This window comes from Methylobacterium isbiliense, assembly GCF_022179325.1.
Taxonomy (GTDB): Bacteria; Pseudomonadota; Alphaproteobacteria; order Rhizobiales; family Beijerinckiaceae; genus Methylobacterium; species Methylobacterium isbiliense.
On the sequence record NZ_BPQQ01000047.1, the window covers coordinates 1 to 23,652 of the forward strand.

The 23,652-nt window shown below is 71.6% G+C and carries 19 protein-coding genes; 10 read left to right on the forward strand and 9 right to left on the reverse strand.

Annotated elements, in window-relative coordinates:
- From MFF61_RS20030 to MFF61_RS20040, 3 genes are all read left to right on the forward strand, one after another.
- A partial coding sequence (locus tag MFF61_RS20030; RefSeq protein WP_238237385.1) for an ATP-binding protein occupies positions 1 to 651 on the forward strand: 651 nt, incomplete at its 5' end.
- A gap of 15 nt (positions 652 to 666) precedes the next feature.
- Entirely contained in the window at positions 667 to 1,035 is a 369-nt protein-coding gene (locus MFF61_RS20035; protein WP_238237387.1) for a response regulator, read from the forward strand.
- Between the two features lie 226 nt (positions 1,036 to 1,261).
- Positions 1,262 to 4,213 carry a PAS domain-containing hybrid sensor histidine kinase/response regulator gene (locus MFF61_RS20040; protein ID WP_238237388.1) on the forward strand — a complete coding sequence of 984 codons (2,952 nt, stop codon included), beginning with the start codon at positions 1,262 to 1,264 and terminating at the stop codon, positions 4,211 to 4,213.
- A 113-nt stretch (positions 4,214 to 4,326) separates the two neighbouring features.
- Here the strand turns inward: MFF61_RS20040 and MFF61_RS20045 are convergent, their stop codons facing one another.
- Together MFF61_RS20045 and MFF61_RS20050 are read right to left on the reverse strand one after the other, a co-directional pair.
- Complete coding sequence (locus tag MFF61_RS20045; RefSeq protein WP_283206017.1) at positions 4,327 to 4,656, reverse strand: DMT family transporter; 330 nt, start codon at positions 4,654 to 4,656, stop codon at positions 4,327 to 4,329.
- Positions 4,653 to 5,282: a glutathione S-transferase family protein gene (locus MFF61_RS20050; protein ID WP_238237389.1), complete on the reverse strand. Its 630-nt coding sequence runs from the start codon at positions 5,280 to 5,282 to the stop codon at positions 4,653 to 4,655. Before MFF61_RS20050 ends, MFF61_RS20045 begins: the two co-directional genes overlap by 4 nt.
- 153 nt (positions 5,283 to 5,435) lie before the next feature.
- Between MFF61_RS20050 and MFF61_RS20055 the strand changes: the two genes are divergently transcribed.
- The gene (locus tag MFF61_RS20055) at positions 5,436 to 6,338 is read left to right on the forward strand and encodes a LysR family transcriptional regulator (RefSeq protein WP_238237391.1); all 903 of its coding nucleotides are present in this window, start codon (positions 5,436 to 5,438) and stop codon (positions 6,336 to 6,338) included.
- On the opposite strand, the gene MFF61_RS20060 is transcribed toward MFF61_RS20055, so the two are convergent.
- Positions 6,265 to 6,930 (reverse strand): class II aldolase/adducin family protein, encoded by a 666-nt coding sequence (locus MFF61_RS20060; RefSeq protein WP_238237510.1) that lies wholly within the window; start codon positions 6,928 to 6,930, stop codon positions 6,265 to 6,267. The two genes, MFF61_RS20055 and MFF61_RS20060, sit on opposite strands and share 74 nt — an antisense overlap.
- A 370-nt stretch (positions 6,931 to 7,300) precedes the next feature.
- Here MFF61_RS20060 and MFF61_RS20065 point away from each other — a divergent pair, with 370 nt between their 5' ends.
- Both MFF61_RS20065 and MFF61_RS20070 read left to right on the forward strand, forming a co-directional pair.
- Positions 7,301 to 7,987: a class I SAM-dependent methyltransferase gene (locus tag MFF61_RS20065; protein ID WP_238237392.1), complete on the forward strand. Its 687-nt coding sequence runs from the start codon at positions 7,301 to 7,303 to the stop codon at positions 7,985 to 7,987.
- Positions 7,988 to 8,053: 66 nt separating this feature from the next.
- Positions 8,054 to 8,662, forward strand: a complete 609-nt coding sequence (locus MFF61_RS20070; RefSeq protein ID WP_238237393.1) for a hypothetical protein — start codon at positions 8,054 to 8,056, stop codon at positions 8,660 to 8,662.
- 146 nt (positions 8,663 to 8,808) lie between these two features.
- Here MFF61_RS20070 and MFF61_RS20075 read toward each other — a convergent pair whose 3' ends face one another.
- Positions 8,809 to 10,500 carry an aminotransferase class III-fold pyridoxal phosphate-dependent enzyme gene (locus tag MFF61_RS20075; protein ID WP_238237394.1) on the reverse strand — a complete coding sequence of 564 codons (1,692 nt, stop codon included), beginning with the start codon at positions 10,498 to 10,500 and terminating at the stop codon, positions 8,809 to 8,811.
- A 35-nt stretch (positions 10,501 to 10,535) separates the two neighbouring features.
- Between MFF61_RS20075 and asd the strand changes: the two genes are divergently transcribed.
- Positions 10,536 to 11,438 carry an archaetidylserine decarboxylase gene (asd, locus tag MFF61_RS20080; protein WP_238237512.1) on the forward strand — a complete coding sequence of 301 codons (903 nt, stop codon included), beginning with the start codon at positions 10,536 to 10,538 and terminating at the stop codon, positions 11,436 to 11,438.
- Between the two features lie 461 nt (positions 11,439 to 11,899).
- Positions 11,900 to 13,384: a LuxR C-terminal-related transcriptional regulator gene (locus tag MFF61_RS20085; protein WP_373324771.1), complete on the forward strand. Its 1,485-nt coding sequence runs from the start codon at positions 11,900 to 11,902 to the stop codon at positions 13,382 to 13,384.
- A 258-nt stretch (positions 13,385 to 13,642) separates the two neighbouring features.
- Here the strand turns inward: MFF61_RS20085 and MFF61_RS20090 are convergent, their stop codons facing one another.
- From MFF61_RS20090 to MFF61_RS20105, 4 genes are all read right to left on the reverse strand, one after another.
- A complete protein-coding gene (locus MFF61_RS20090) occupies positions 13,643 to 16,795 on the reverse strand; it encodes an efflux RND transporter permease subunit (protein WP_238237400.1) in 3,153 nt (1,050 codons plus the stop codon).
- A 41-nt stretch (positions 16,796 to 16,836) separates the two neighbouring features.
- Positions 16,837 to 17,715: an efflux RND transporter periplasmic adaptor subunit gene (locus MFF61_RS20095; RefSeq protein WP_238237401.1), complete on the reverse strand. Its 879-nt coding sequence runs from the start codon at positions 17,713 to 17,715 to the stop codon at positions 16,837 to 16,839.
- A gap of 107 nt (positions 17,716 to 17,822) precedes the next feature.
- On the reverse strand, positions 17,823 to 18,476 hold the full coding sequence (locus MFF61_RS20100; RefSeq protein ID WP_238237402.1) for an OmpA family protein: 654 nt from the start codon (positions 18,474 to 18,476) through the stop codon (positions 17,823 to 17,825).
- 128 nt (positions 18,477 to 18,604) lie between these two features.
- Positions 18,605 to 20,212: a caspase family protein gene (locus MFF61_RS20105; RefSeq protein ID WP_238237403.1), complete on the reverse strand. Its 1,608-nt coding sequence runs from the start codon at positions 20,210 to 20,212 to the stop codon at positions 18,605 to 18,607.
- A 406-nt stretch (positions 20,213 to 20,618) separates the two neighbouring features.
- Here MFF61_RS20105 and MFF61_RS20110 point away from each other — a divergent pair, with 406 nt between their 5' ends.
- Positions 20,619 to 21,440: a PP2C family protein-serine/threonine phosphatase gene (locus MFF61_RS20110; RefSeq protein ID WP_238237405.1), complete on the forward strand. Its 822-nt coding sequence runs from the start codon at positions 20,619 to 20,621 to the stop codon at positions 21,438 to 21,440.
- Entirely contained in the window at positions 21,437 to 23,227 is a 1,791-nt protein-coding gene (locus MFF61_RS20115) for a serine/threonine-protein kinase (RefSeq protein ID WP_238237408.1), read from the forward strand. Before MFF61_RS20110 ends, MFF61_RS20115 begins: the two co-directional genes overlap by 4 nt.
- A 3-nt stretch (positions 23,228 to 23,230) precedes the next feature.
- On the opposite strand, the gene MFF61_RS20120 is transcribed toward MFF61_RS20115, so the two are convergent.
- Positions 23,231 to 23,500: a hypothetical protein gene (locus MFF61_RS20120; RefSeq protein ID WP_238237411.1), complete on the reverse strand. Its 270-nt coding sequence runs from the start codon at positions 23,498 to 23,500 to the stop codon at positions 23,231 to 23,233.
- Positions 23,501 to 23,652: the final 152 nt, after the last annotated feature.

Consider the following 23,652-nt stretch of genomic DNA (forward strand, 5'->3'; position numbering starts at 1 on the left):
CCCCTGAGGCACGCGATGGCCGCGGTCGACCGCGCCGCCACCCTGGTGCGCAGCCTGCTGGCCTTCGCCCGGCAGCAGCCCCTGGTGCCGGTGCCGCTGGACGTCAACGCGCTGGTGAGCGGCATTGCCGAGCTGATCGAGGGTGCGCTCGGCCCCTCCGGCCGGCTCGACACGCGCCTCGCCCCGGGCCTCGGCCCGGTCTGCGCCGACCGCAACCAGCTGGAGAACGCGATCCTGAACCTCGCGGTGAATGCCCGCGACGCCATGGCGGGCCAGGGCACGGTGACGATCGCGACGCGGGCCGTTCCGCCCGAGGAAGCCCGGCAGATCCCCTCGCTGCGGGACACGGACTACGTCCTGCTCAGCGTCACCGATACCGGCTGCGGCATGGCCCCGGAAGTGGCCGAGCGGGCGCTCGAACCCTTCTTCACCACCAAGCCGCTGGGCCAGGGCACCGGCCTCGGCCTCTCCCAGGTGTTCGGCTTCGTGACGCAATCCGGCGGCCACGTGGCGCTCGCCAGCGCGCCGGGCGCGGGAACCACCGTCTCCCTGTACCTGCCGGGGCAGGCAGCGGCGCAGGCGCGGACCGCCCCTTCCGGCCCCGCCACCGACCCGGTAGCATGCCTCGGGGGAACCGCGAGGCCGGCATGACACGGGTGGCGCACGATGGGGGGTGAGCGGACGGCCAGCGTCCTCGTTGTCGAGGATGAGATGCTCCTGCTCGACCTCGTCACGGCGGAGCTGGAGGATGCCGGCCTGTCGGTGATCCAGGCCTCGGACGGCGAAGCGGCCCTGGCGGTGCTGGAGAGCGATGCGGCGGTGGATCTCCTGTTCACCGACATCCGGCTGCCCGGCCGGCTGGACGGCTGGCATCTCGCCGAGGCGGCCCGCAGCCTGCGCCCGGACCTGAAGGTGATCTACGCCACGGGCTTCAGCAGCAACGCGCCGCGGCTCCTGCCGGACAGCCTGTTCTTCTCCAAGCCCTACCGTCCGTCGGTCATCCTCGCGGCCATCCGGAAGTTCGGCCTGTCCTGACCTGCCGTATCGTCCGGCCCGGCCCCCCGACAATCCCCTCTCTCACGCCGCCATCCCGGCGCCGGGAGGGCCGGCCGGACGCACCGCATCGATGCGTTACGCCCAAGAGGACTGCGCACCATTTCTTGACACCCGTTCGACCTCTAGGTCATCTGACGGTGGCACTTGCGCTCCGGACCGCCACCGGGCGACTAAGTCGCGCGGGACCGGAGGGAGGCGGGTCCGGATGGTCGGTTGGCTTGGCAGGTTCCTGGGGCATGGGCCGGTCTCTCCGGTCGCCGCATCGGTCGGCCTTCTGGCGGCAGGCTCGACCGCCCTGTTCGCTGTTCTCCTGGCCGCCCTCCTGACCACCGTCCTGGCCGCGCAGCCCTCGGCGGCGGTCGTCCTGCGCCTCGCCGCCGCCGCGGCGCTCGCCCTCGCGGGGGCGGTTCTCGGCGCCCTGACCCTGGCCCTGCTCGCGAACCGGGACGGGCGCGAGACGGCGGCGATCCTCGCCGCGGCGACCCACCCGACGGAGCACGGGCGGGCGCAGGATGCCCTGGCGCAGACATCGGCGCGCCTCGCCAAGACCCTCGACTGCATGGATCAGGGCCTGGTGATGGTCGGGCCGGACCGGACCGTGCAGGTGGCCAACCGCCGCGCGCTCGAACTCCTCGATCTCACGCCCGAGTTTATCGCGGCGCGGCCGACCTACCGCGCCTTCCGGGCCGCGGCGCGCCGCAGCCCGCGCTGGGGCAGCCTCGCGGACGACACGCCGCTGCGGCTCTCGGAGGAGGACGAGGGCGAGCGGCGGACGATCGCCCTGCGGCACACCCCGGACGGGAGGGCGCTCGAGATCCGCACCCTGCGTACCGACGACGGGGGGATGATCCAGACGCTCACCGACGTCACCGACCGGCGCAAGGCCGAGGACCGCTACCGGCTTCTGGCCGAGAACGCCACCGATCTCGTCTCCCTCTGGCCCAGCGCCGATTCGGGCCGCATCTACGTCTCGCCCTCGGCGCGGTCGGTGGTGGGCTGGGAGCCGGAGGAATTCGCGCGGCTGCCGCTGGCCCGGCGCATCCATCCGGACGACCTGCCGCGGGTGGCGGCCGAGATCGCCGACCTGACCGCCGCGAAGCCGCGGCGGGTGAGCGAGCACCGGATGCGCCACAAGGCCGGGCACCACGTCTGGGTCGAGGCGGCGTTCCAGCTCACCAAGGCCGGCACCCCGGAAGAGGCGCTGATCGTGTCGGCCCGCGACGTCACCGCCCGGCGCGCCGCCGACGCGGCCCTGCGGGAAAGCGAGGCGCGTCACCGCCTGCTGGCCGAGCGCACCGGGGACATCATCGTCCGGGCCGACCTCGACGGGACGCTGCGCTATCTTTCGCCCGCCGTGGAAGGGGTGACCGGCTACACCCCCGAGACGCTGCTGAACCGCAGGGCGACCGACCTCATCGATCCGGAGGATCGCGCGGCGGTGCGGCGGGCCTACCGGCGCCTGCTCGTGGCCGCGCCCGGGACGAAGACGAGTCTCACCTACCGGGCGCGCCACCGGCTCGGCCACGCCGTCTGGCTTGAGGTCAACCCGACACTGCTGCGCGACGAGACTACGGGGCAGCCGCTCGGCTACGTCGACGTGGCGCGGGACGTGACGGTGCGCATGGCAGTAGAGGCGGAACTCGCCGCCGCCCGCGAGCAGACCGAGGCCGCCCGCATCGAGGCCGAGCAGGCGAGCCGGGCCAAGAGCGACTTCCTGGCCTCGATGAGCCACGAGATCCGCACGCCGCTGAACGGCATTCTGGGCTACACGGAGCTGCTGCTCGACGATGCCGCCCTGAGCGAGGCCCAGCGCCGGCAGGCGGAGCGGATTCGGTCGGCGGGCTCGGCGCTGCTGACCGTCGTCAACGACATCCTCGACTTCTCGGAGATCGAGGCGGGGCGGGTCGAGCTCGACCCCGCCGCCTTCGACCTGCGCGGCCTGACCGACAACGCGGTCGCGATCGTGGGGCAACTCGCCGAGCGCAAGGGCCTGGGCATCGATGTGAGGGTGGATCCGGCCGTGCCGGCCCGGCTCGTCGGCGACCAGAACCGCCTGCGCCAGATCCTGCTCAACCTCCTCAACAACGCCCTCAAGTTCACGGAGCGCGGCACGATCGTCCTCGCGGTGACGCGCGCCGCCTGCGGCGCGGTGCGGTTCGCCGTCACGGATACGGGCATCGGCATCGCGCCCGAGCGGCAGGGCCGGCTCTTTCAGCGCTTCAGCCAGGTCGACGGCTCGATCCGACGCGAATTCGGCGGCACGGGGCTCGGGCTCGCCATCTCGAAGAAGCTGGTGGAGCGGATGGGCGGCACGATCGGCGTGGAGAGCCGCCTGGGCGCGGGCTCGACCTTCTGGTTCGCGGTCGGCCTGCCGGCGGCCGGGACGCCGCCGCGGCCGCCTCCCCCGCAGGCACCGGAGCGGACGGTGAGCCCCCGGCGGATCCTCCTCGCCGAGGACTTGGTCATGAACCAGGAACTCGTCCGCGCGGTGCTGGAGCGGGCAGGCCACACGGTCGAGGTCGCCCAGGACGGCTGGGAAGCGGTCATCGCCGTCCAGACGAATCCCTACGACCTCGTGCTGATGGACGTGCAGATGCCCGGCATGGACGGGGTGACGGCGACGCGGCACATCCGGTCGCTACCCGGCCCGATGGGCGAGGTGCCGGTCATCGCTCTCACGGCCAACGTCCTGCCCGCGCAGGTGGCGGCCTTCCGCGCCGCCGGCATGAACGACCACATCGGCAAGCCCTTCCGGCGGGAGGAACTGCAGGCGGCGGTCGAGCGCTGGACGAGCGGGGCGCCCGGCCGGCAGGCCCCGGTCGACCGGACGGTCTACGAGGACGTCGCGGGCCTGCTCGGCCCGGCGCGCCTCGCCCGCCTCCTCGACGACCTCGCCCGCGAGATCGGGGACCGGCTGAGCGATGCCTGCCTCGACGGCTCGGATCTCGCCCGGCTGCGGGGCGACGCCCACGGGCTCGCCTCGGCGGCGGGCCAGCTCGGCTTCGCGGAGCTGGCCCGCCTGTGCCGGGATCTGGAGCGGGCCTGCCGGGAGGAGCGCGACCGGCCGGGGCCGGACCTCGCGTCGATCCTGGCCGCCCTGCGCCAGGCCCGCGACCGTGCCCTCGGGGAGATCGGCCGCCTGCGTCCGGCCGCGTGAGCGGGCCGGCCGGGCCGCGCGGCACCGGCCGGGCCGCCGGTTCAGGCAGGAGGACAGGACGTCGCGCTGCAGCGCCCGGACCGATCTCGACGAGACGGTCTCGGCCGCCGGGCTCAGCCCTCGGTCAGCCTGAGCCCGATCACCCCCGCGGCGACGAGGCCGAGGCAGAGCAGGCGGGCCGGGTTCGCGGGTTCGCCGAAGGCCACGAGGCCGAGCGCCGCCGTGCCGATCGCCCCGACCCCCGTCCAGACCGCGTAGGCGGTGCCGACGGGCAGCACCCGCACGGCCTGCCCCAGCGCCGCCACCAGGGCGGCGAGGAGCAGGAGCGAGACGAGGCTCCAGCCCGGCCGGGTGAAGCCCTCGTTGAGCTTCATGGCGCCGGCCCAGGCCACGTCGAGCAGCCCCGCCAGCAGGAGGAGCGCCCAGGCGAGCGGGACGCTCACGGCCGCGCCCCGGTCGGCACCGCGAGGCCGCGCTGCACGGCCGGCCGCGCCGCCACCGCCTCGTGCCAGCGCCGCAGGTGCGGATAGGGCGCGAGGTCGAGCCCGAGTGTCGGACCGGCGATGCGGATCCAGGGCCACGTCATCACGTCGGCGACCCCGTAGGCCTCGCCCGCGAGGTGGGCCCCGCGCGCGAGCTGCCCGTCGAGGACGCGAAACAGCCGTTCGGCCTCGCGCTCGAACCGGGCGATCACGGCGGGCGGCTTCTCGGGGGAAAAGATCTTCCAGGTCCAGATCTGGCCGAGGGTCGGGCCGACATGGGCGGCCTGGAACAACACCCATTGCAGGGCCGTGTCACGCGCCTCGGCGGTGCCGGGCAGGAGCACGCCGGAGCGCTCCGCGAGGTAGAACAGGATCGCCCCCGACTCGACCAGCGTGCGGCCGCGGTCGGGATCGACGATCACCGGGATCTTGTTGGCGGGGTTGAGCGCCAGGAAGTCCGGCCGGTGCTGGTCGCCCCGCTCGATGTCGACGAGACGGACCTCGTAGGGAAGGCCGGTCTCTTCGAGCATGATCGAGGCCTTGTGCCCGTTGGGCGTGGCGTAGGTGTGGAGCTGGATCGGCGTCATGGCGGGGTCGGCATCCGGTGAGAGCCGGAAGCATGTGCGGACACCCCACCGCCTGCCATCTGGATTTCCGCCCGGCCGGCCTGCACAGATGCACAGGGTGACGGGGTTGAACGCCCGATCCGCGGCGCATCCGCCGCACAGGGGAGTGCACTCATGCACAGGACGATCGCCTGGGACGACCTGCGCCTCGTCCTGGCGGTGGCCGAGCAGGGCTCGCTCGCGGCGGCCGCACGGGTGCTCGGCGTCAACCACACCACGGTGCTGCGTCGGGTCAACGCGGTCGAGGCCGCCCAGGGCGTGCGCCTGTTCGAGCGGCTTCCCGGCGGCGTCGCGCTCACGGCGGCGGGCGAGGAGGTGCGGGACGCAGCCCGCGCGATGGCGGAGGCGGCCGCCGCGATTGAGCGCCGGCTCGCGGGCCGGGACCTGAGGCTCGCCGGCTCCCTGCGGGTGACGACCACCGACACCCTGATGGCCGCGGTCCTGCCCGGCATCCTGGCGGACTTTCGGGCGGCGCACCCGGGCGTGACGGTCGAGGTCTCGACCGCCCACGCGGTGGCGAACCTGACCCGGCGCGATGCCGACGTGGCGATCCGCCCCTCGCGCGAGCCGCCCGAGATCCTGGTGGGGCGGCGCGTGGCGGGCATCGCCTTCGCGCGCTACGCCCGTGCGGCCGATGCGGCGGGCTGGCGCGGCGAGGCTGCCGACCCGCCCTGGCTCGGCCTGGACGACAGCCTCGCGGCCACCGCGCTGGGGCGCTGGCTGCGCGGGATGCCGGGGGCGCGGGTGGTGCTGCGGGCCGATTCCCTGCTGGCGCTGGCCCAGGCCGCCGCGGCCGGCCTCGGGGTCGCCCCCCTGCCCTGCTATCTCGGCGACGCGACGCCCGGCCTCGCCCGGCTCGATCCGGCGCCGCTCGCGGAGGTGGAGAGCGCGCTCTGGGTGCTCACCCATCCGGACCTGCGCCGCACCGCGCGGGTGCGGGCCTTCACGGACTTTGCCGCGCGCGCCCTCGCGCAGCGCCGCGCCCTGTTCGAGGGGACGGGCGGACCTCCGTCCTGAGGCCGTAGCTGGCGAAGCCCTCCAAGACCTCGTCGATCTCCGCCCGCGACAGGATCACCGGGCCGCCTTCGAGTTGCAGGCTGTAGTAGTACTGCTTGGCGAGGGCTTCGAGTTCCACCGCGCGCCACATCGCCTTCTCCAGGCTGTCGCCGATGGCGATGATGCCGTGGTTGGCGAGCAGGCAGGCGGTGCGCCCGTCGAGCGCCGCCAGCGCCTCCCGCGACAGCGCCTCCGTGCCGTAGAGGGCATAGCCCGAGCAGCGCACGTCGTGCCCGCCGAAGGCCGCCACCATGTAGTGGCAGGCCGGGATCGCGCGCCGGGCGATGGCCAGGGTGGTGGCGAAGGTGGGGTGGGCGTGCACCACCGCGTGGGCGTCGGGCCGGCTGCGCAGGATGTCGCGGTGGAAGCGCCACTCGGTGGAGGGCTTGAGCGGCCCCTCCCACACCGTCCCGTCGCCGTCGAGCGGCAGGGCGGCGATCATCTCGGGCGTCATGCGGTCGTAGGGCGTGGCGCTCGGGGTGAGCAGCATGCGCGCGCCGCAGCGGGCCGAGATGTTGCCCGAGGTGCCCTGGTTGAGGCCGCTGCGGTTCATCTCCAGGCAGAGCGCCACGATGGTCTGCCGCAGGGTCGCCTCGTCCACACCGTCTCTCCCGCCCGGTTCCGAGCCCTGTGTGGCGCACGAGGCCGCCCGGACACAAGCACCCCGAAAATCCATCCCGCCCGCGCGCCGTCATCGGCGTGTCATCGATCAGCCGGCTGAATGTCGAGGTGCAATACAATGCATGCCCCGGCGACGTCTTCAGCCGGCAAGGTATCCTTCCGTGACGGCTTGAAGTCGTCATGTTTCTGTTAAGGACATCCACTACCGCTCGGTCCCCGAAACCGGGCGCGCGGACTCGGACCGCCCGACATCCGCCCGTCGCCGACGCGCCCTCCTCCCACCCGTCCCGAGGTGTCGATCGATGTCGCCCCATTCGAACAGCCACGCCGCTTCCGCCGACGACCTCCCGGCGCGCGACCTCGACACGGATGCGGTGGCGCGGGCCTACGGGCGCTGGGCGCCGGTCTACGACATGGTGTTCGGCCGCGTCTTCGCCCGCGGGCGCAGCCTCGCCATCGAGGCGGCCGAGCGCGCCGGCGGACGGGTGCTGGAGGTCGGGGTCGGCACCGGCATCTCGCTGCCCGCCTATCGCCGCTCCACCCGCCTGTTCGGGGTCGACATCTCGGAGCCGATGCTGGCCAAGGCCCGCGAGCGGGTCCGCGCGCTCCGGCTGCAGAACGTCGAGGGGCTCGCCGTCATGGATGCGGAGCGGCTCGACTTCCCGGACGGCGCCTTCGACGTGGTGGTGGCGCAGTACGTCGTGACCGCGGTGCCGAACCCGGAGGCCGCCCTGACCGAATTCGCCCGCGTGCTGCGGCCCGGCGGCGAGATCGTGATCACCACCCGCATCGGCGCCGAGGGGGGCCTGCGGGGCGTGATGGAGAAGGCCTTCTCGCCGGTCGCCAACCGGCTCGGCTGGCGCACGGAATTCTCCTTCGCCCGCTATGCGCGCTGGGCCGAGGCCCACGGCATCGCCATCGTCGAGCGCCGGCCGCTGCCGCCGCTCGGGCATTTCTGCCTGCTGCGGCTGGCCAAGCCCGCCCGCTGAGCGGGCCGGCGCCTCACCGCCCACCCCCTTTTCGCCAAGAACCCGAACCCGGAGGAGACCGGTCCGATGAACAGCTTTCTCGAAGCCCTGCGGGTGCAGCGCTGGGACGACCACCGCTACTACCACCACAGCCGGATCAACCAGGCGCTCCACCTCGTGAGCGCGGTGAGCTTCCTCGTCGCTTACGCGATGGCCTTCACCGACCCGGCGGTCGCCGCCCTGATCGGCTGGCTCGTCGCCATGACCAGCCGGCAGGCCGGCCACCTGTTCTTCGAGCCCAAGGGCTACGACGAGGTGAACCAGGCGACGCACGAGCACAAGGAGGAGATCAAGGTCGGCTACAACCTGCAGCGGAAGGTCGTGCTGCTCGCCATCTGGGCGCTGTCGCCGCTGCCGCTCTGCCTCGACCCGACCTTCTTCGGCCTGTTCGCGCAGCCCCAGGGACCGGGCGACATCGTCCGCCACGTCGGGATGATCTGGCTCGTGCTCGCGGGCGCCGGCCTGCTCTTCCGCACGGTCCAGCTCTTCGTCGTGCGCGACGTGCAGACCGGCCTCGTCTGGGCGGCGAAGATCCTCACCGACCCCTTCCACGACATCAAGCTCTACCACCGGGCGCCGCTCTACCTGCTCCAGGGCGAGCTGATCGACCGGGGCGTCGCCCACCGGCACCACTGAAGGGCGAGCCGGGCCGCGATCCGGTTCTCACCCCCAAACGAAGGGCGGGCCCCGCTCTCCCACCCGGGACAGGGGGCCCGCGCCCGATCCTTCGGCGGCGGTAAGAGGGCGGCGGCAAGAGTCGGATGCGCTCCCCCGATCTCCCCTCACGCCTCGCGCACGCTCCCGCGCCCGAACCACGCCGCCTTGCGGGCGGCCGCGACCTCGCGCAGGACGCCGCGCCGGAGCTGGCGGTTCGTCGCCCCGGTCTCGTGCCACCAGCCGTCCGCCTGCATGGCGCGGGCGGCGGCGACGAAGCGGTCGGCCACGGCCGCGAACTCGGCCTCGCCGTAGGCGAGGCTGAAGATCAGGCGGCCGGTGCCGATCCACGACAGGGCCAGCCCCTCGGCGCGCAGGTAGTATTGCAGCATCCAGTTGTAGCGCGACGGGCTCGTGTAGAGCACGGTCCAGATCGTCGAGAGGGCGGCGACTCGCACCGGCAGCCCCTCCGCGGCGAGCCGCCGGTTCAGCGCCTCGGCCCGTGCGGTCCAACGCGCATCGAGCCCCTCGTAGAGGGCGCGCGTCTCGGGCGCGTCGAAGTAGGCGAAGAACTCCGCCATCGTCCCCATCACCAGGGGATGGGCGTTGAAGGTGCCGCGGGCGAAGCACACGTCGACCGGGCGGTCGTCGCGGTAGCGCCGCATCAGGTCGGCCCGGCCGCACAGCACGCCGACCGGCAGGCCGCCGCCCACCGTCTTGCCGTAGGTCACCATGTCGGCCCGGACGCCGAAGTATTCCTGCGCCCCGCCGGGGGCGAGGCGGAAGCCCACGAACACCTCGTCGAAGATCAGCACGATGCCGCGCGCCGTGCAGACCTCGCGCAGCTCCGCGAGCCACGCCGCATAGGCCGCCCGGTCGAGCCCGGCCGCGCGGCCGCTGTCCACGAGCGCCGAATCCGCCGGGGCGGCGGCGTTCGGGTGCAGGGCCTGGAGCGGGTTGACGAGCACGCAGGCGATGTCGCGGCGGCTCCCCAGCACCCGCAGGGTCCGGCGCGACATCTCGGCGAGCGTGAAGGTGTCGCGGGCCGGGACCGGGTTGCCGATGCCGGGCTGCACGTCGCCCCACCAACCGTGATAGGCGCCGCAGAAGCGCACCACGCGGCGGCGGCGCGTGTGGTAGCGGGCGAGCCGCACCGCCTGCATCACCGCCTCGGTGCCGGACATGTGGAACGAGACCTCGTCGAGGCCCGAGACCGCGCGCAGGCGGGCGACGTTGCCGGCCACCACCGGGTGGGGAGCGCCCAGCACCGGCCCGAGGTCGCGCACCCGCGCGGCGGCGCGCTCGAGGAAGCCCTTGTAGACGTCCGGGCCGAACAGGGTGACGCCGTAGGAGCCCGCGAGGTCGTAGAACACGTTGCCGTCGAGGTCCGTGACCGTGACGCCCGCGGAGGCCTGCAGCGCCGAGCCCGCCGAGAGCTGGTCGCGCACCATGCGGGCGAACTGGAACGGCACCCGGTAGAGGCCGGTGAATTGCAGGTCGGAGAGGCCCTCGCGCATCTCCGCCGTCACCCGGCGGGTCTCGGGAAAGCGCTCCCGGTAGAGGGCGGCGAGGCGCGCAAAGCCCGCCTCGCGCCGCGCCGCCACCGCCTCGGGCGCCCCGTCCGCGCGGAAGAACGCCGCCGGATCGTATTCGTAGAACGGGATCAGCCCGGCGACGCGCCGGGCCATGCGGGCATGGCCCGCGAGCGAGCGGTGCTTGGCCCGCGAGAGCTGCAGGCGCTCCCGGGCCTTCCAGACCATGCCGGCGGCGGCCGCCGCGCCGAGGGGAGCGAGAGCGAGGGTCGACCAATGTGCATCCATGAATCCGTGGCGTACCGGGGCCGTTTCACGGGATGATGACACTCCGCTCCATGCTCGCGCGCATCGGCGCGCAGGAGGATCTGAACTTCCTCCTGACGAACCGCATCCCGCGCCGCCTCGCCACCCGCTTCATGGGCTGGTTCAGCCCGATCGAGCAGCCGCTGGTGCGCGACGCCTCGCTGTTCCTGTGGCGCCTGTTCTGCGACGTCGACCTCAGCGACGCCCGGACGACCCGCTTCCGCAGCCTGCACGACGCCTTCATCCGCGAACTGAAGGACGGCGCGCGGCCGGTCGCCTCCGATCCCGCCGTGCTGACGAGCCCCTGCGACGCGATCGTGGGCGCGCATGGCCGGGTGGAGGGCGGCCGGGTCTTCCAGGTCAAGGGCTTTCCCTACCGCCTGTCCGACCTCCTGCCGGATGCCGAGACGGCGGCGCATTACGCGGGCGGCACCTACGTGACCCTGCGGCTGACGGCGGGGATGTACCACCGCTTCCACGCGCCGCACGATTGCCGGGTCGAGTCCGTCACCTACGTGGCGGGCGACACCTGGAACGTGAACCCGATCGCGCTCAAGCGCGTCGAGGCGCTGTTCTGCAAGAACGAGCGGGCGGTGGTGCGCACCACGCTGCTGGCCTCCGGCCATCGCGTCACCCTGGTGCCGGTGGCGGCGATCCTGGTGGCGAGCCTGCGCTTCCGCTTCCTCGACATCACCCTCGACCTGCGCCGCAAGGGGCCGCGCACGCTCCCCTGCGACGCAGAGCTGCGCAAGGGCGAGGAGATGGGCTGGTTCCAGCACGGCTCGACCATCATCGTGCTGGCCCCGGAGGGCTTCGGCCTCTGCGAGGGCCTGCGCGAGGGCGGGCGCATCCGCATGGGCGAGCCGCTGATGCGCCTGCCGCAGGGTGATGCGCCTGAGGGCTCGATCCGATCAGATTGACCACGGGAACGGCTGCTTGCGACCGAGGCTGTGTGAAAACGCGGGCGCAGACCGAGAATATAGAAGAATCTTCTTCGACAGAAACGCCCGGCCGCTACAAGCCGCCCAGTATGCCGACAGGACGCCTGTTCCGGCATTGCCCAGAACGTCTGAGGGAAAATCCTTCTACCGCTTCAACGTTTTCACACAGCCTCGACCCATTGCAGAAGGCCGGAAGGTCCGCTTCCACGCGGTATGGTGGTCTCGCTTTGACAGCCCCTGGCCGCTTGCGGCCCGTCCGCTTTGAGGCTCGGGTTGCAGCCAAGCGGCCGTTCCGTGCGGCTAAGGTAGACGATCAAGAACTGGCTCGCGCGTATGTAATTGGTCAAGGTGATGCGCAGACACGGATCTATGGGTTCTCCCCTGACGAGCGCCTGATCGCTCAGCGCCGGGGAACTCCGATGCCCAGCCAAGAGCAAATGATGAAGCGCCAGCAAGTGCTGGCCGACTTCGGCGAGTTCGCCCTGGGCAGCGAGAACCTCGACGAGGTGCTGACCGAAGCCTGCCGCCTCGTCGCCGAGGCTCTCGGCACCATCCGCGCCAAGATCCTGGAGATCCAAGAGGACAGGCAAAGCCTGCTCGTGCGGGCTGGCGTCGGCTGGGATCCGGGCATCATTGGTCGGCTGCGCCTACCCATGGGAGAGCGCTCCTCCGAGACCTTCGCGATCAAGGAAGGCACGCCCGTCATCACGCAGGACATCCGCAAGGAGATGCGCTTCGACTTCCCCGATTTCATGAAGAAGGCCGGGGTCGTCGCGGTGGTGAACGCGCCGATCTTCCTGCCCCGCAAGAAGCCCTATGGCCTGCTCCAGGTGGACGCGACCGAGCCGCGCGACTTTACTCAGGAAGACACCGAGTTCTTGCGCACCTACACCATCATCCTGGGGCCGGTGATCGATCGCCTGCACAAGGTGGGCGACCTGCGCACGAGCGAGGACCGCTTCCGGCTCTTCGCCGAACATACGGCAAACGTTCTCTGGCTCGCCGATCTGGAGAGCGGACGGCTCGATTATCTCAGCCCGGCCTTCGCGCGGGTCTGGGGCATGCCCGCCGACGACATGCCGGACCTCGCGAGTTGGCTCGCTATCGTCCACCCGGAGGACCGCGATGCCGCCGCGCTGGCGCTGGAGCGGGTTGGTGGTGGCGAGACACTCGTATTGGAGTATCGCATCCAGCGCGGCTCAGACCACGCGGTGCGCCGCGTCCGGGACACCTTCTTCCCGATCCCGGGCACTGACGGACGGATCCGGTCAGCGGGCGGGATCGCGCAGGACATCACCACCGACACTCGCCTGCGCGCCTACGTGATCGCAGTTGGGGACGACGCCCGGCGCGGCCTCGTCGGCACTCTGCAAACCGCCGGTTACGAGGTGCGGGCCTTTGAGAGCGAGCAGGCCCTCCTCACGATGAAGGGTTCGCTGATGCCGGGCTGCGTCGTGCTCGAATTGACGGAAGCTGGCGACCTCGTTGTCGCAAGCGAGCTGAAGGCGGCACGCGCGCATCTGCCCGTGGTGGCGGTCGGCGCCAGCGGCGGCGATGTCGGCTTCGGGGTCCGGGTCATGAAGGCGGGAGCGGTCGATTTCCTCGAAGCCCCCTGGGCACCGGAGGCGCTGCTGTTCGCCGTCAAGACGGCTCTCGCCGAGATCCACGCCGACGCTGATCGGGCGCGCAAGGGCGACGAGGCCCATGCTCGGATCGCGGCGCTTTCCGCGCGCGAACGCGCGGTGCTGGAGGGTTTGCTCGCGGGCGGGACCAACAAGACCATCGCCCGCACGCTGGGCCTGAGCCCGCGCACGGTGGAGATCCACCGGGCTCGGGTCATGGAGGCGCTCGGTGCCCAAACCCTGCCCGAGGCCGTCCTCATCGCGACGGCTGCCGGTGTGCGCCCCGCCAATCACGACGACTAGGTCGCGCGCCTCGGCGCCCGGTAACAAGCACGCCGCCCTCGACCCTACGACTGCTGGTGAACGTCAGAGGCATCCGGCCTCGAACTTCACAAGCTGACACGGGTGGGACGGCAGCAATACGAGCCAAGCGGAATGTCGGCTTTCGGGCGGCAACCCAATGACGCCTCACCACCCTCAGCAGCCAGTCCCACCGCCAAGCGGATTGAGCTCAACCCCCAGCCCTCCCCGCCCGGAGCCCGGGCGGGGCCGCCCGCTCCGTCAGGTCGCGGGGGTCGCCGACGGGCCGGGCCCGGCGCCGGCGGGGTCGGATTTCGGCGCGGCGGCCGCCTTGGCGGCCTTGGCGGCGCGGCGGCGCTCGGCCCGTCGGCCGAACCAGGCGCCGATGCGCTTGGGCGTGTCGGCGATCACGCACATCAGGCAGAAGACCGCCGGCACGAAGATCAGCGACAGGACCGTGGAGAACAGGAGGCCGCCGATCACCGCGATCGCCATCGGCGAGCGGAATTCGCCGCCCGCGCCGAGCGCCAGCGCCGAGGGCACCATGCCGGCCACCATGGCGATGGTGGTCATCACGATCGGGCGGGCGCGCTTGCGGCCCGCATCGATGATCGCCTCCTCGCGCGACAGGCCGTGGCGCATCGACTCGATGGCGAATTCCACCAGCATGATGGCGTTCTTGGTCACGATGCCCATCAGCATCAGGATGCCGATCCAGACCGGGGTCGTGAGCTGCTTGCCGGTGATCAGCAGCGCCATCACGGCGCCGCCGAGCGAGAGCGGCAGCGAGAACAGGATGGTGATCGGGTGCAGGAAGGACCCGAACAGCATCACCAGCACCGCGTAGACCATCAGCAGGCCGGCCCGCATCACCTCGGCGAAGCCGTCCGAGAGTTCGGCGAGGTTCTCGGCATCGCCCGACTGGCTCACCTGCACGCCCTTGGGCAGGTTCTTCATCACCGGGAGATTGTTGATGGACTCCAGCACGTCGCCGAGGGCGGCATCGCCCACGAGGTCGGCCGCCACCGTGGCCTGCCGCTCGCGGTCGTAGCGGGCGATGTTGGCCGGCCCGTCCTGGAAGCTCAGATCCGCCACCGCCGAGAGCGGCACGCCGCCCTTGGCGGCGGGCGTCGGGATGCGCAGCTGCTCGATGATCTGCCAGTTGAGCCGGGCGCTGTCGTCGAGTTGCACCCGCACCGGGACGAGCCGGTCGCCCGCGTCGAACTTGGCGAGGGCAGGGCCGACATCGCCGATGGTGGCGACGCGGATCGTCTCCGAGAGCGTGTCGGCGGTGATGCCGAGCCGCGCCGCGAGGTCCATGCGCGGGCGGATGCGCAGCTCCGGCCGGTTGAGCGTGGCGCCGGAGATCACGTTGCCGACGGTGGGCAGGCGGCGCATCTGGTTGGCGAGTTCGTTGGCGACGCTCGCGACCTTGGCGCTGTCCTGGCCGTTGACCACGAGCGAGATCGCCCGCAGGCCGTTCTCGTCCACGAACCAGTAGCGCACGTCCGGCACTTGGCGCAGGCGCGCCTCGACCTGCTGCTCCAGCTGCCGCTGCGTCACCGAGCGCGTGGACTTGTCGGTGTAGTTCAGGATCAGGGCGGCGCGGCGCACCTCCACCTGGCCGGCCGCGCGCCCGCCATCCACGAACACGCTCTTGACCTGCGGGATGTTCTGCCGGAGGTCCTTCACGATCACGTCGGTGACGCGCTGGGTGTCGGAGGCTTGGCTCCCCGGCGGCAGCTCCACGAACAGGAGCGAGCGGGCGGTGTCCTGGGCCGGCAGGAAGCCCTGCGAGAGCAGCCCCATGCTGGCGATCGAGGCCGCGAAGATGGCGATGCCGAGCACCACGGTCAGCAGGTAGAAGCGGACCGACTTCGTCACCAGCCAGACATAGGCGCGCTCCACCCGGCCCGGCGGCTTCTCCTCGTGGACGTGCGGCTTCATGATGTAGGCCGCGAGCATCGGCGTCACGAGGCGCGCGGCGAGCAGCGAGAACAGCACCTGCACCGCGATGGTGATGCCGAACTGCTTGAAGAACTGGCCGGCGATGCCGCCCATGAAGCTCGCGGGCGCGAAGATCGCCACGATGGTGAGGCTGATGGCGATCACCGCGAGCCCGATCTCGTCGGCCGCGTCGATCGCCGCCTGATAGGGCGATTTCCCCATCCGGATGTGGCGCACGATGTTCTCGATCTCGACGATCGAGTCGTCGACCAGGATGCCGGTCGAGAGCGTGACGGCGAGGAAGCTCACGAGGTTGAGCGAGAACCCGAGCAGGTCCATCGCCCAGAAGGCCGGGAAGATCGACAACGGCAGCGACACCGCGACGATCACGGTGGTGCGCAGATCGCGCAGGAACAGGAACACCACGATGACGGCGAGCGCCGCGCCCTCGAACAGGGTCTTGATCGCCGCCTCGTAGTTGCCGAGCGTGTAGTCGACCGAGGTGTCGATCAGCGACAGCTTCACGTCCGGGTACTCGGCGTGGATCTGGTCGATCTTGGTCTGGACGGCCTTGGCCACCACCACGTCGCTCGCGCCCTTGGCGCGCTTGATGCCGATGGCGACCACCGGCTTGGCGTCGAGGCTCGCGAAGGTGCGCCGGTCGGCCACCGTGTCGGTGACCACGCCGAGATCCTGCAGCCGGATCTGCCCGCCCGTCGAGAGCGGGATCATCACCCCCTTCAGCTCGTCGAGGGAGCGCGCGCCCGCGAGCGCCCGGATGGCGAAGTCGCGCCCGCCGAGTTCGGTGCGCCCGCCCGCCACGTCGACGTTGATGCCGCGCAGGCGCCGGCTGACGTCGACGGCGGTGAGGCCGAAGGCCTGCAGGCGGTCGGGATCGAGGGAGACCAGGATCTCGCGCTCCGATCCGCCGATGGTCTCGACCTGCGCCACGCCGCGGATGCTCTGGAGCCGGCGCTTCACCACCGTGTCGACGAAGTAGGAGAGCTGCTCGGGCGTCTTGCCGGGCGAACTCGCCGCGTAGGTGACGATGGGCAGGCCCACCACGTCGACGCGCTGGATCAGGGGCGCCTCCGCCGAGCGCGGCAGCTCGGCCTGGATGCGGGTGATCGCGTCCTTGACGTCGTTGAGCGCCCGGTCGGTGTTGGTCTCCAGGCGGAACTGCACGGTCGTCACCGAGACGCCGTCGGTGACGAGGGAGGAGATGTGGCGCACGCCCTCGACGCCCGAGACGCCGTCCTCGATCGTCTTGGTGACCTGCGCCTCCAGCTCCGCGGGCGCCGCCCCGAACTGCGCCACCGCCACCGAGATGATCGGGATGTCGGCGGAGGGCAGCCGGGTGATCGGCAGCTTGCCGAAGCTGATCCAGCCGAGGATGAGCAGGATGAGGGAGATCAGGATCGACGGCAGCGGCCGGCGGATCGCCCAGGAGGACACGTTGAAGGACAAGGGGGCGCTCGCGTCGGTTCGGGGTCAGGGGAGCGTCGGCATCAATAGGCCGTGCCCGCGTTGGCGACCACGACGTCACCCTCCGCGACGCCGCTGCGGATCTCGACGTCGTCCTCCGAGGAGGAGCCCACGACGACGCGCCGGACGCTGATGCGCCCGTTGCGCACCACCTGCACGCTGGTGGTGTCGCTCCGGCGCAGGATCGCCGAGCGCGGGACGGCGACGCCGCAACTGCGCGCGGTGTCGACGAGGGCGCGCGCGAACATGCCGGGGCGCAGGTCGGGATGGGCGGTGACCGAGAGCATGGCGCGGCCGAACTGGGTCGCCGGGTCGACGTCGGTGGCCGGCACCCGCACCTCGCCCGGCAGTTCGAGGTCGTTGCCCACGAGGATGCGCGACTCGGCGCCCGCGCGGATCTTGGCGATGTAGAGGCTCGGCACCTGCACCATCAGGTCGAGGTCGCGGTCGAGGCTGAGCTGCAGCAGCGGCTCCATCTGCACGCTGGTGAGCGCCCCGACCCGGGCGGTGCTGCGGTTGACGGTGCCGGCGGCCGGCGCCTTGAGGGTGAAGCTGGCCGGCAGCGCCGAGGGCTGGGCCCGCGCCGCGGCGGCGGGATCGTCCGCCCCGATGCGCACGAGGCGCACGAGATCCTGGCCGGCCGTGACCGTGTCGCCCTCCTGCACGAGGACGTCCGAGATCCGGTAGCCGTCGACGTTGAGGCTGACGAAGGCTTGGCGGCGCGGCATCAGGTAGCCGGTCACCCGCACGTTGTCGGAGAAGCAGGCGCGGCGCGCCCGCACCGTCTCGGGGGCCGTCTCGCCCTCCGCCGCCGCGGCGGCGCCCGAGAGGCCGCAGGCGAGGAGGATCGTGCCCGCGAGGCGCAGGGCGGCGGCCGGAACCCGGTCGCGGTCAGGACGCATGCATCACTCTCCGGCGGGACCCGGACCGGCTGGGAACGAGCGCCGGATGCCCTTGCGGGCATCCGGCGTGGGAGACGTGGTTCACGGACCCGGGCCGCAGCGGCGGATCAGTAGCGCGAGGCGGATTTCACCCCGGACATGTTGATCGTCGTCACCCGGCGGTTCGCCGGGGCGGTCGGGTTTGCCGAATCCTTGAGCTGCGTCTTGCCGTAGCCGACGCTGACGAGGTTCGCGGCCGGGACGCCGTAATTCTGGACGATGTACTCCTTCACCGCCTCGGCCCGACGCTCGGAGAGCGTCTGGTTCGCCTGGTCGCCGCCCTTGCCGTCGGTGTGGCCGACGATGAGGAAGGTGTTGCCCTTCAGTTCGGGCCGGGCCAGGGCGGCGCCGAGGCTCTTGACCATCGGCAGGGCCTTCGCGCCGATCTTGGCGGAGTTGTAGTCGAACGGGATCTCCAGATCGATGCTCGGCTTGTCGGCCGAGGCCGCCGCGAGCTTGGTGCGCTCGCTGGAGGTCAGCGAGGCGCGGTTGCGCAGGCTGTCGAGGAAGCTGCGGTCCTCGCTGACGCCGCCGTCGCCCCGGACGCTGGTGGAGAGGCTGCGGGTCTGCCCCATCGTCGGCGGCGCCAGCGCCTTGACGATGTCGGCCTCGCTCACCGCGCTCTGGGCCTGGGCGCCCGCGACCGAGGCGAGCAGGAAGAATCCGGTCAGCCATGCCGCCCGCGCCTTGCGCGGCAGGGCGGTACCAAGCGATTCGGTCATCACGATGCTCCTGATCAAAGTCCTAACCACGTCCAGACGCTCATCGACGTTTCTCGGCATGCCGCCAAGCTCGATTGTTGTCGGCACCCACCTTATCCCCCGTGTCGAGCCGGCGGATGTGTGCCAGCTCACCGAAGACCGTACTGCGCAAACTCTTTCTCGAGCCCCGGATCCATCCTGAGGGCGTCGTTGATATCGCTCCGCCCCTCTTCGGCTTCTCCGGTCCGCACCCGAGCCAGCCCGCGGCCGTACAGTGAGGATGCCTGCCTTCCATTTCCCTTCAGGGCGGCATCGTAGTCTCGGATGGCGAGCCCGGGAAGTCCTATCTTCAGATTGACGAGGCCACGACTGTCGAGGGCGTCGGGAAAATTTGGCTTCAGCTTCAGAGCCTCGTTGCAGTCGCGCAACGCTCGATCGAGCTCGTCCATCATCGCCCGCACCCAGCAGCGGTTGTTGAGGGCCTCCACGTCCTGCGGGTTGAGCCGGATCACCTCGTCGAAATCGGCCACCGCGAGGTTGTACTCGCGGTGGATCGCGTAGAGTTGCCCGCGGCGGTAGAGAGCCGAGGCGTCGGTGGGATTGCGCTCCAGCACACGGTTGAGCTCGGCCTTCAGGCGCTCGTCCTCCCGGGTGTAGGGCACCACCTGTACGGCGACCTTCGGCGCGGGCTTGGGCGCCGGATCGAACTTCTCGATCTCGGCCCGTGCCCGCTCGGCCCAGGCTCCGGTCGGGAACTTGGCCAGGAAGCGCTCGTAGGCCGCCTTGGTGCCCGTGCGCTTGGCAGCCCCGAACTCGGCGGCCGGGTCGGGAGCGGGCTCGGCCGGGCGCGGCGGGTCCGGCCGGACAGGTGCCGGGATGTCGATGACGCGGGGCGGCTGCTTCTCGGGCAGGGCCGCCACCGGCTTCTCGGCCGGGGTGGGGGCCGGGGTGGGGGCCGGCCGCTCGGGCGCGGCAGCGACCGGCCGCGGATCGGTCCAGGCGCCGGGCGCACTGTCCTTGAGGGACGAGTAGACCCAGGGCACCTGGGTGTTCTGCGTGGCGTTCGACACCGCGGTGCGCACGCGGTCGAAGACCGGGCGGGACACCCCGTCGGCCCCGGCGATCTGGCGGGAGAGCTCTTCGGCAAAGACGCTCTTGGCCGTCGTGACCTGTCGCAGCATCAGCCCAGGCTGGGCCGAGTAGAACACCACGGTGTTCGGCGGCGGCTCTCCCATGGGCGCGAGGCCGGTCGAGAAGCTGCGGAAGCGCCGCTCGAACGGATTGCGGTTGGCCGCGTCGAGCACGACGTATTTCAGATCCGCTCCGCGCCGGTGCAGCTCGCTCAGCAGGCTGTCGACCCCGATGCCGTCCCGCCGCAGATCCGCCTCCGACCAGATCTGCGCATCCACGGGGACCAAGTAGTTCTGCTTGTTGGACTGGATGCCGTAGCCACTGAAATAGAACAGCACGACAGTGCCGGCCTTCACTTTGTCGTAGAGTCGAGCGACGGCCTCTTGCATTGTCCGCTTGGTCGTGTTCTCTTGAACATCGACCGAGAATCCCTTCTGCTGCAAAGCAGCCGCCAAGGCTCGAGCATCCTGAACCGGCGTCGTCAGGGGCGCATCACTGTCGGGGTACTGTGCGTTCCCGATCACAAGGGCGATTCGATCGCCCTGTCTGCTTTGCGCGATGGCAGGTTGAACCGTCTGGCACACGCTGATCGTGAGCAGAATGCCGACAACCCACAACGCACGCATGACGTCCTCAAAGAAGTGCTCAGCAGCCGCAACTCAGCGGCCGAAGCTTATGGCTTCCGCCCGGCGCTGACAAGTTTAACGGATGCGGCCGGACTGTCCGGCCACACCAGATCTCGCGGCCCGCCCCCGTCTGGATTGCGCAGGCCGGAACCCGGGCCGGCCGGGTTCGTCGCCGCCTCGCTCCGGGCCTGCCCTTCCTTAAGGCGCGCTCCGCCGCGTGGCCGTGCGGCCGCACACCCGCGCCGTCCGGGCCAGGCCGCGACCACAGGGACGGGGACAGCGACGCGGCGCGGAGCGGCCGACACTTGCCGAAAGCGGCGGCCTCCGTCAGGGTTGAGGCGGCCTGACGGTCCCGGTCGGGTCCAGAGGACGCCCGACGCACCGCCGCTTCGAGTACGGTGGGACCATGAAGAAAGACCCTTTCGGTTCCGGGCTGCGGCGCGCGGAGGCCGCGCTCGACCTGGGTTCGGCCTGCCATGCCGGCCGCGTGCGCGCGCTCAACGAGGACCGTTTCCTGCTCGCGCCCCAGAGCGGCATCTTCGCGGTGGCGGACGGAATGGGCGGCCACGAGGCGGGCGAGGTCGCGAGTTCGGCGGTGGTCGAGGCTCTGGCGGCCGTGACGCCGGCCGGCTCGGCGAGCGACCTCCTCGACCAGCTCAAGGCCCGTCTCGCCGCCGCCAACTCCGACATCCGCAAGGTCGGGCACGCGCGCGGGGCGATCGTCGGCACCACGGTGGCGATCCTGCTGGTCTACGAGCCGCACTTCGTCTGCCTGTGGTCGGGCGACAGCCGCGTCTACCGGGTGCGGGCGGGGGCGATCGCGCAGCTCTCGCGCGACCACACCGAGATCCAATCCCTGGTCGAGCGCGGCGTGATCACCCCGCAGGAGGCGCGGACCTGGCCGCGCCGCAACGTCATCACCCGGGCGATCGGCGTGCAGGCGGAGCCTGAGATCGACATCGATCACGGCCTGCTCGAAGCCGGCGACCTGTTCATCCTGTGCTCGGACGGGCTCACGCATCACGTGGCGGACGGCGAGATCCTGGCCGCGGCGACCGGGGAGCAGGCGGAGCGGGGCGCGCAGGCCGTGTGCGACGCGCTCCTCCAGCTCACCCTCGAACGGGGGGCCGCCGACAATGTCACGGTCGTGGCCGTGCGCTACCTCGGGCCGAGCGCCGCCGCGGCGCCCACGCGGCCGCCCGATGCTCCGGAAGGCCCCCGCGCATGAGCGAGGAGACGGTCTTCATCCCGCCTCCGGCCCGCGGCTCCTTCATCGAGCCCGGGACACGGCTCAACGACATCTACGTGATCCGCAGCCTGATCGCCTCGGGCGGGATGGGCGAGGTCTACAAGGGGGAGGCGCTCGCCACCGGGGACGCGGTGGCGATCAAGGTGGTGAAGCCGGACCTCGCCCGCAACACCTCGGCCCTGGCGCTGTTCCGGCGCGAGGCGTCGGCGCTGCACAACCTCCATCACGAGGCGATCGTCCGCTACTTCGTGTTCACGGTCGATCCGAAGCTCGGACTCCCCTATCTGGCGATGGAGTTCGTGGACGGCGTGTCGCTGTCCGAGCGCCTGGAGCAGGGGCCCCTCGACGGGCCGACCCTGTGCCTGCTGCTGCGCCGCCTCGCCGCCGGCCTCCAGGCCGCGCACGATCTCGGGATCATCCACCGCGACGTGTCGCCCGACAACGTCATCCTGCCCGGCGGCAACGTCGCGCGGGCCAAGCTGATCGATTTCGGCATCGCCCGGGCACCCAGCACCGACGGCACCGTCATCGGGGGCGGATTCGCCGGCAAGTATTCCTACGTCTCGCCCGAGCAGCTCGGCCTGTTCGGCGGGGAGGTGACGCCGAAATCCGACCTCTACAGCCTGGGCCTGCTGCTGGCGCACGCGGCGCGGGGCCGGGCCCTCGACATGGGCAGCAACCACGTCGACGTGGTCGAGAAGCGGCGGCGCGTCCCGGACCTGTCGGGGATCGACGAGCGGATCCGGCCGATCCTGCAGGCGATGCTGCAGCCGAACCCGAAGGACCGGCCCGCCGACATGGCGGCGGTCGCGGCCTGGGCGGCCGTGGAGCCGCGGGCTCCGCGCCGCCTGCCGATGGCGGCGCTGATCGCGGGGGGCGGCGGACTCGCGACCGCGGCGATCGCGGCGGTGGCCTATCTCGCCCTGCCGGCGCGCCAGCCGGACCCGCCCGCCCCGCCGACGCCGACCGCGAGCGTGGCGCCCGCCCCGCCCGTCACGGTCCCCCTCCCCCCTCCCCCGCCGGCCGAGCCGGTGCGGGTGGAGCCGTCGCCGGCGCCGGTCAAGCCGCCGATCGTCTCCCTGCCCGATCCCGGCGACGATCCGGACGAGCCGCCGCGCCAACGTCGCGACCAGCCCGCCGTGACGGTGAGCGCCGAGGAGGTCGAGAGCTTCATGCGGCGCTACGACGGCGGCGACTGCTTCTTCATCACGCCCGTCTCGACGCAGCCGCCCGACATTCTGGTGGACGCCTTCGGCCGGTCGACCCAGCCGTTCCACGCCTTCGACAGGGCGTTCCAGAGCGCGCTCGGGGTCGAGCCGCACATCAGCCTGCGGCAGGTCACCGAGGCGCAGTGCCCGCTCGTCAACTTCCTGGCCCGTCACTACCCGCAGCGCGACGCGCGGGCGGCCAACATCGCCATCACCTCCGATCTCCTGCACAACGGCCAGGACCTCGTCGGCACGGTGGAGACGCGCAGCGACCGCAACGTCGACCTGCTGCTGATCGGGGATGACGGGCGCGTGACCAATCTCGGGCGCTTTGCCCGGCGCAACGGCGACACGGTGCGCTTCTCGATGCGGGTCGAGGGCTCGGGCGCGCCGCGCCCGCAGGTGGTTCTGGCGGTCACGAGCCAGAAGCCGCTCACCAGCCTGCGGTCCGGGATCAACGCCCGGGCCGACCAGCTCTTCCGCCAGATCGGCGACGAACTCGACCGCGACCCCCGTCCGGCGGGGATCGCGGTCACCTACTTCAAGCTCGGGGGATGAGGGTCAGGGCATCCGCTGCAGCAGGCGGATGCCTTCGATCTCGAAGCGGGTGAAGCCGCGCGAGACGGCCACCGGCTCCCAGGCGTGCCACGCGGCGGGACCGCGCCATCCGGCCTCCGCGACGATGACCCGCGGCGCCCGCACCTCGCGCGGCCCGCTCCATTCGCAGGCGTACGGACCCCAGGCGCGGCAGGGCATCGCCTGCGCGGAGGTCGCCGCCAGGGGAGCCGCGAGGACGAGGGCCGACAGAAGCGTGGCAGCGCGCAAGGTCATGATGGTCTCCGGAAAGGGAAGGGATCAGACGTGATCCGGCGATGATTGTGCGTGCGGGGTCGAGATGGAGTGTCTCGCCGCCGAATGCAAGCTTCACCGCCGATGATATGCGCGCAGGACACCGATCTAGACTGTGCGCGAGCGCACGCGAG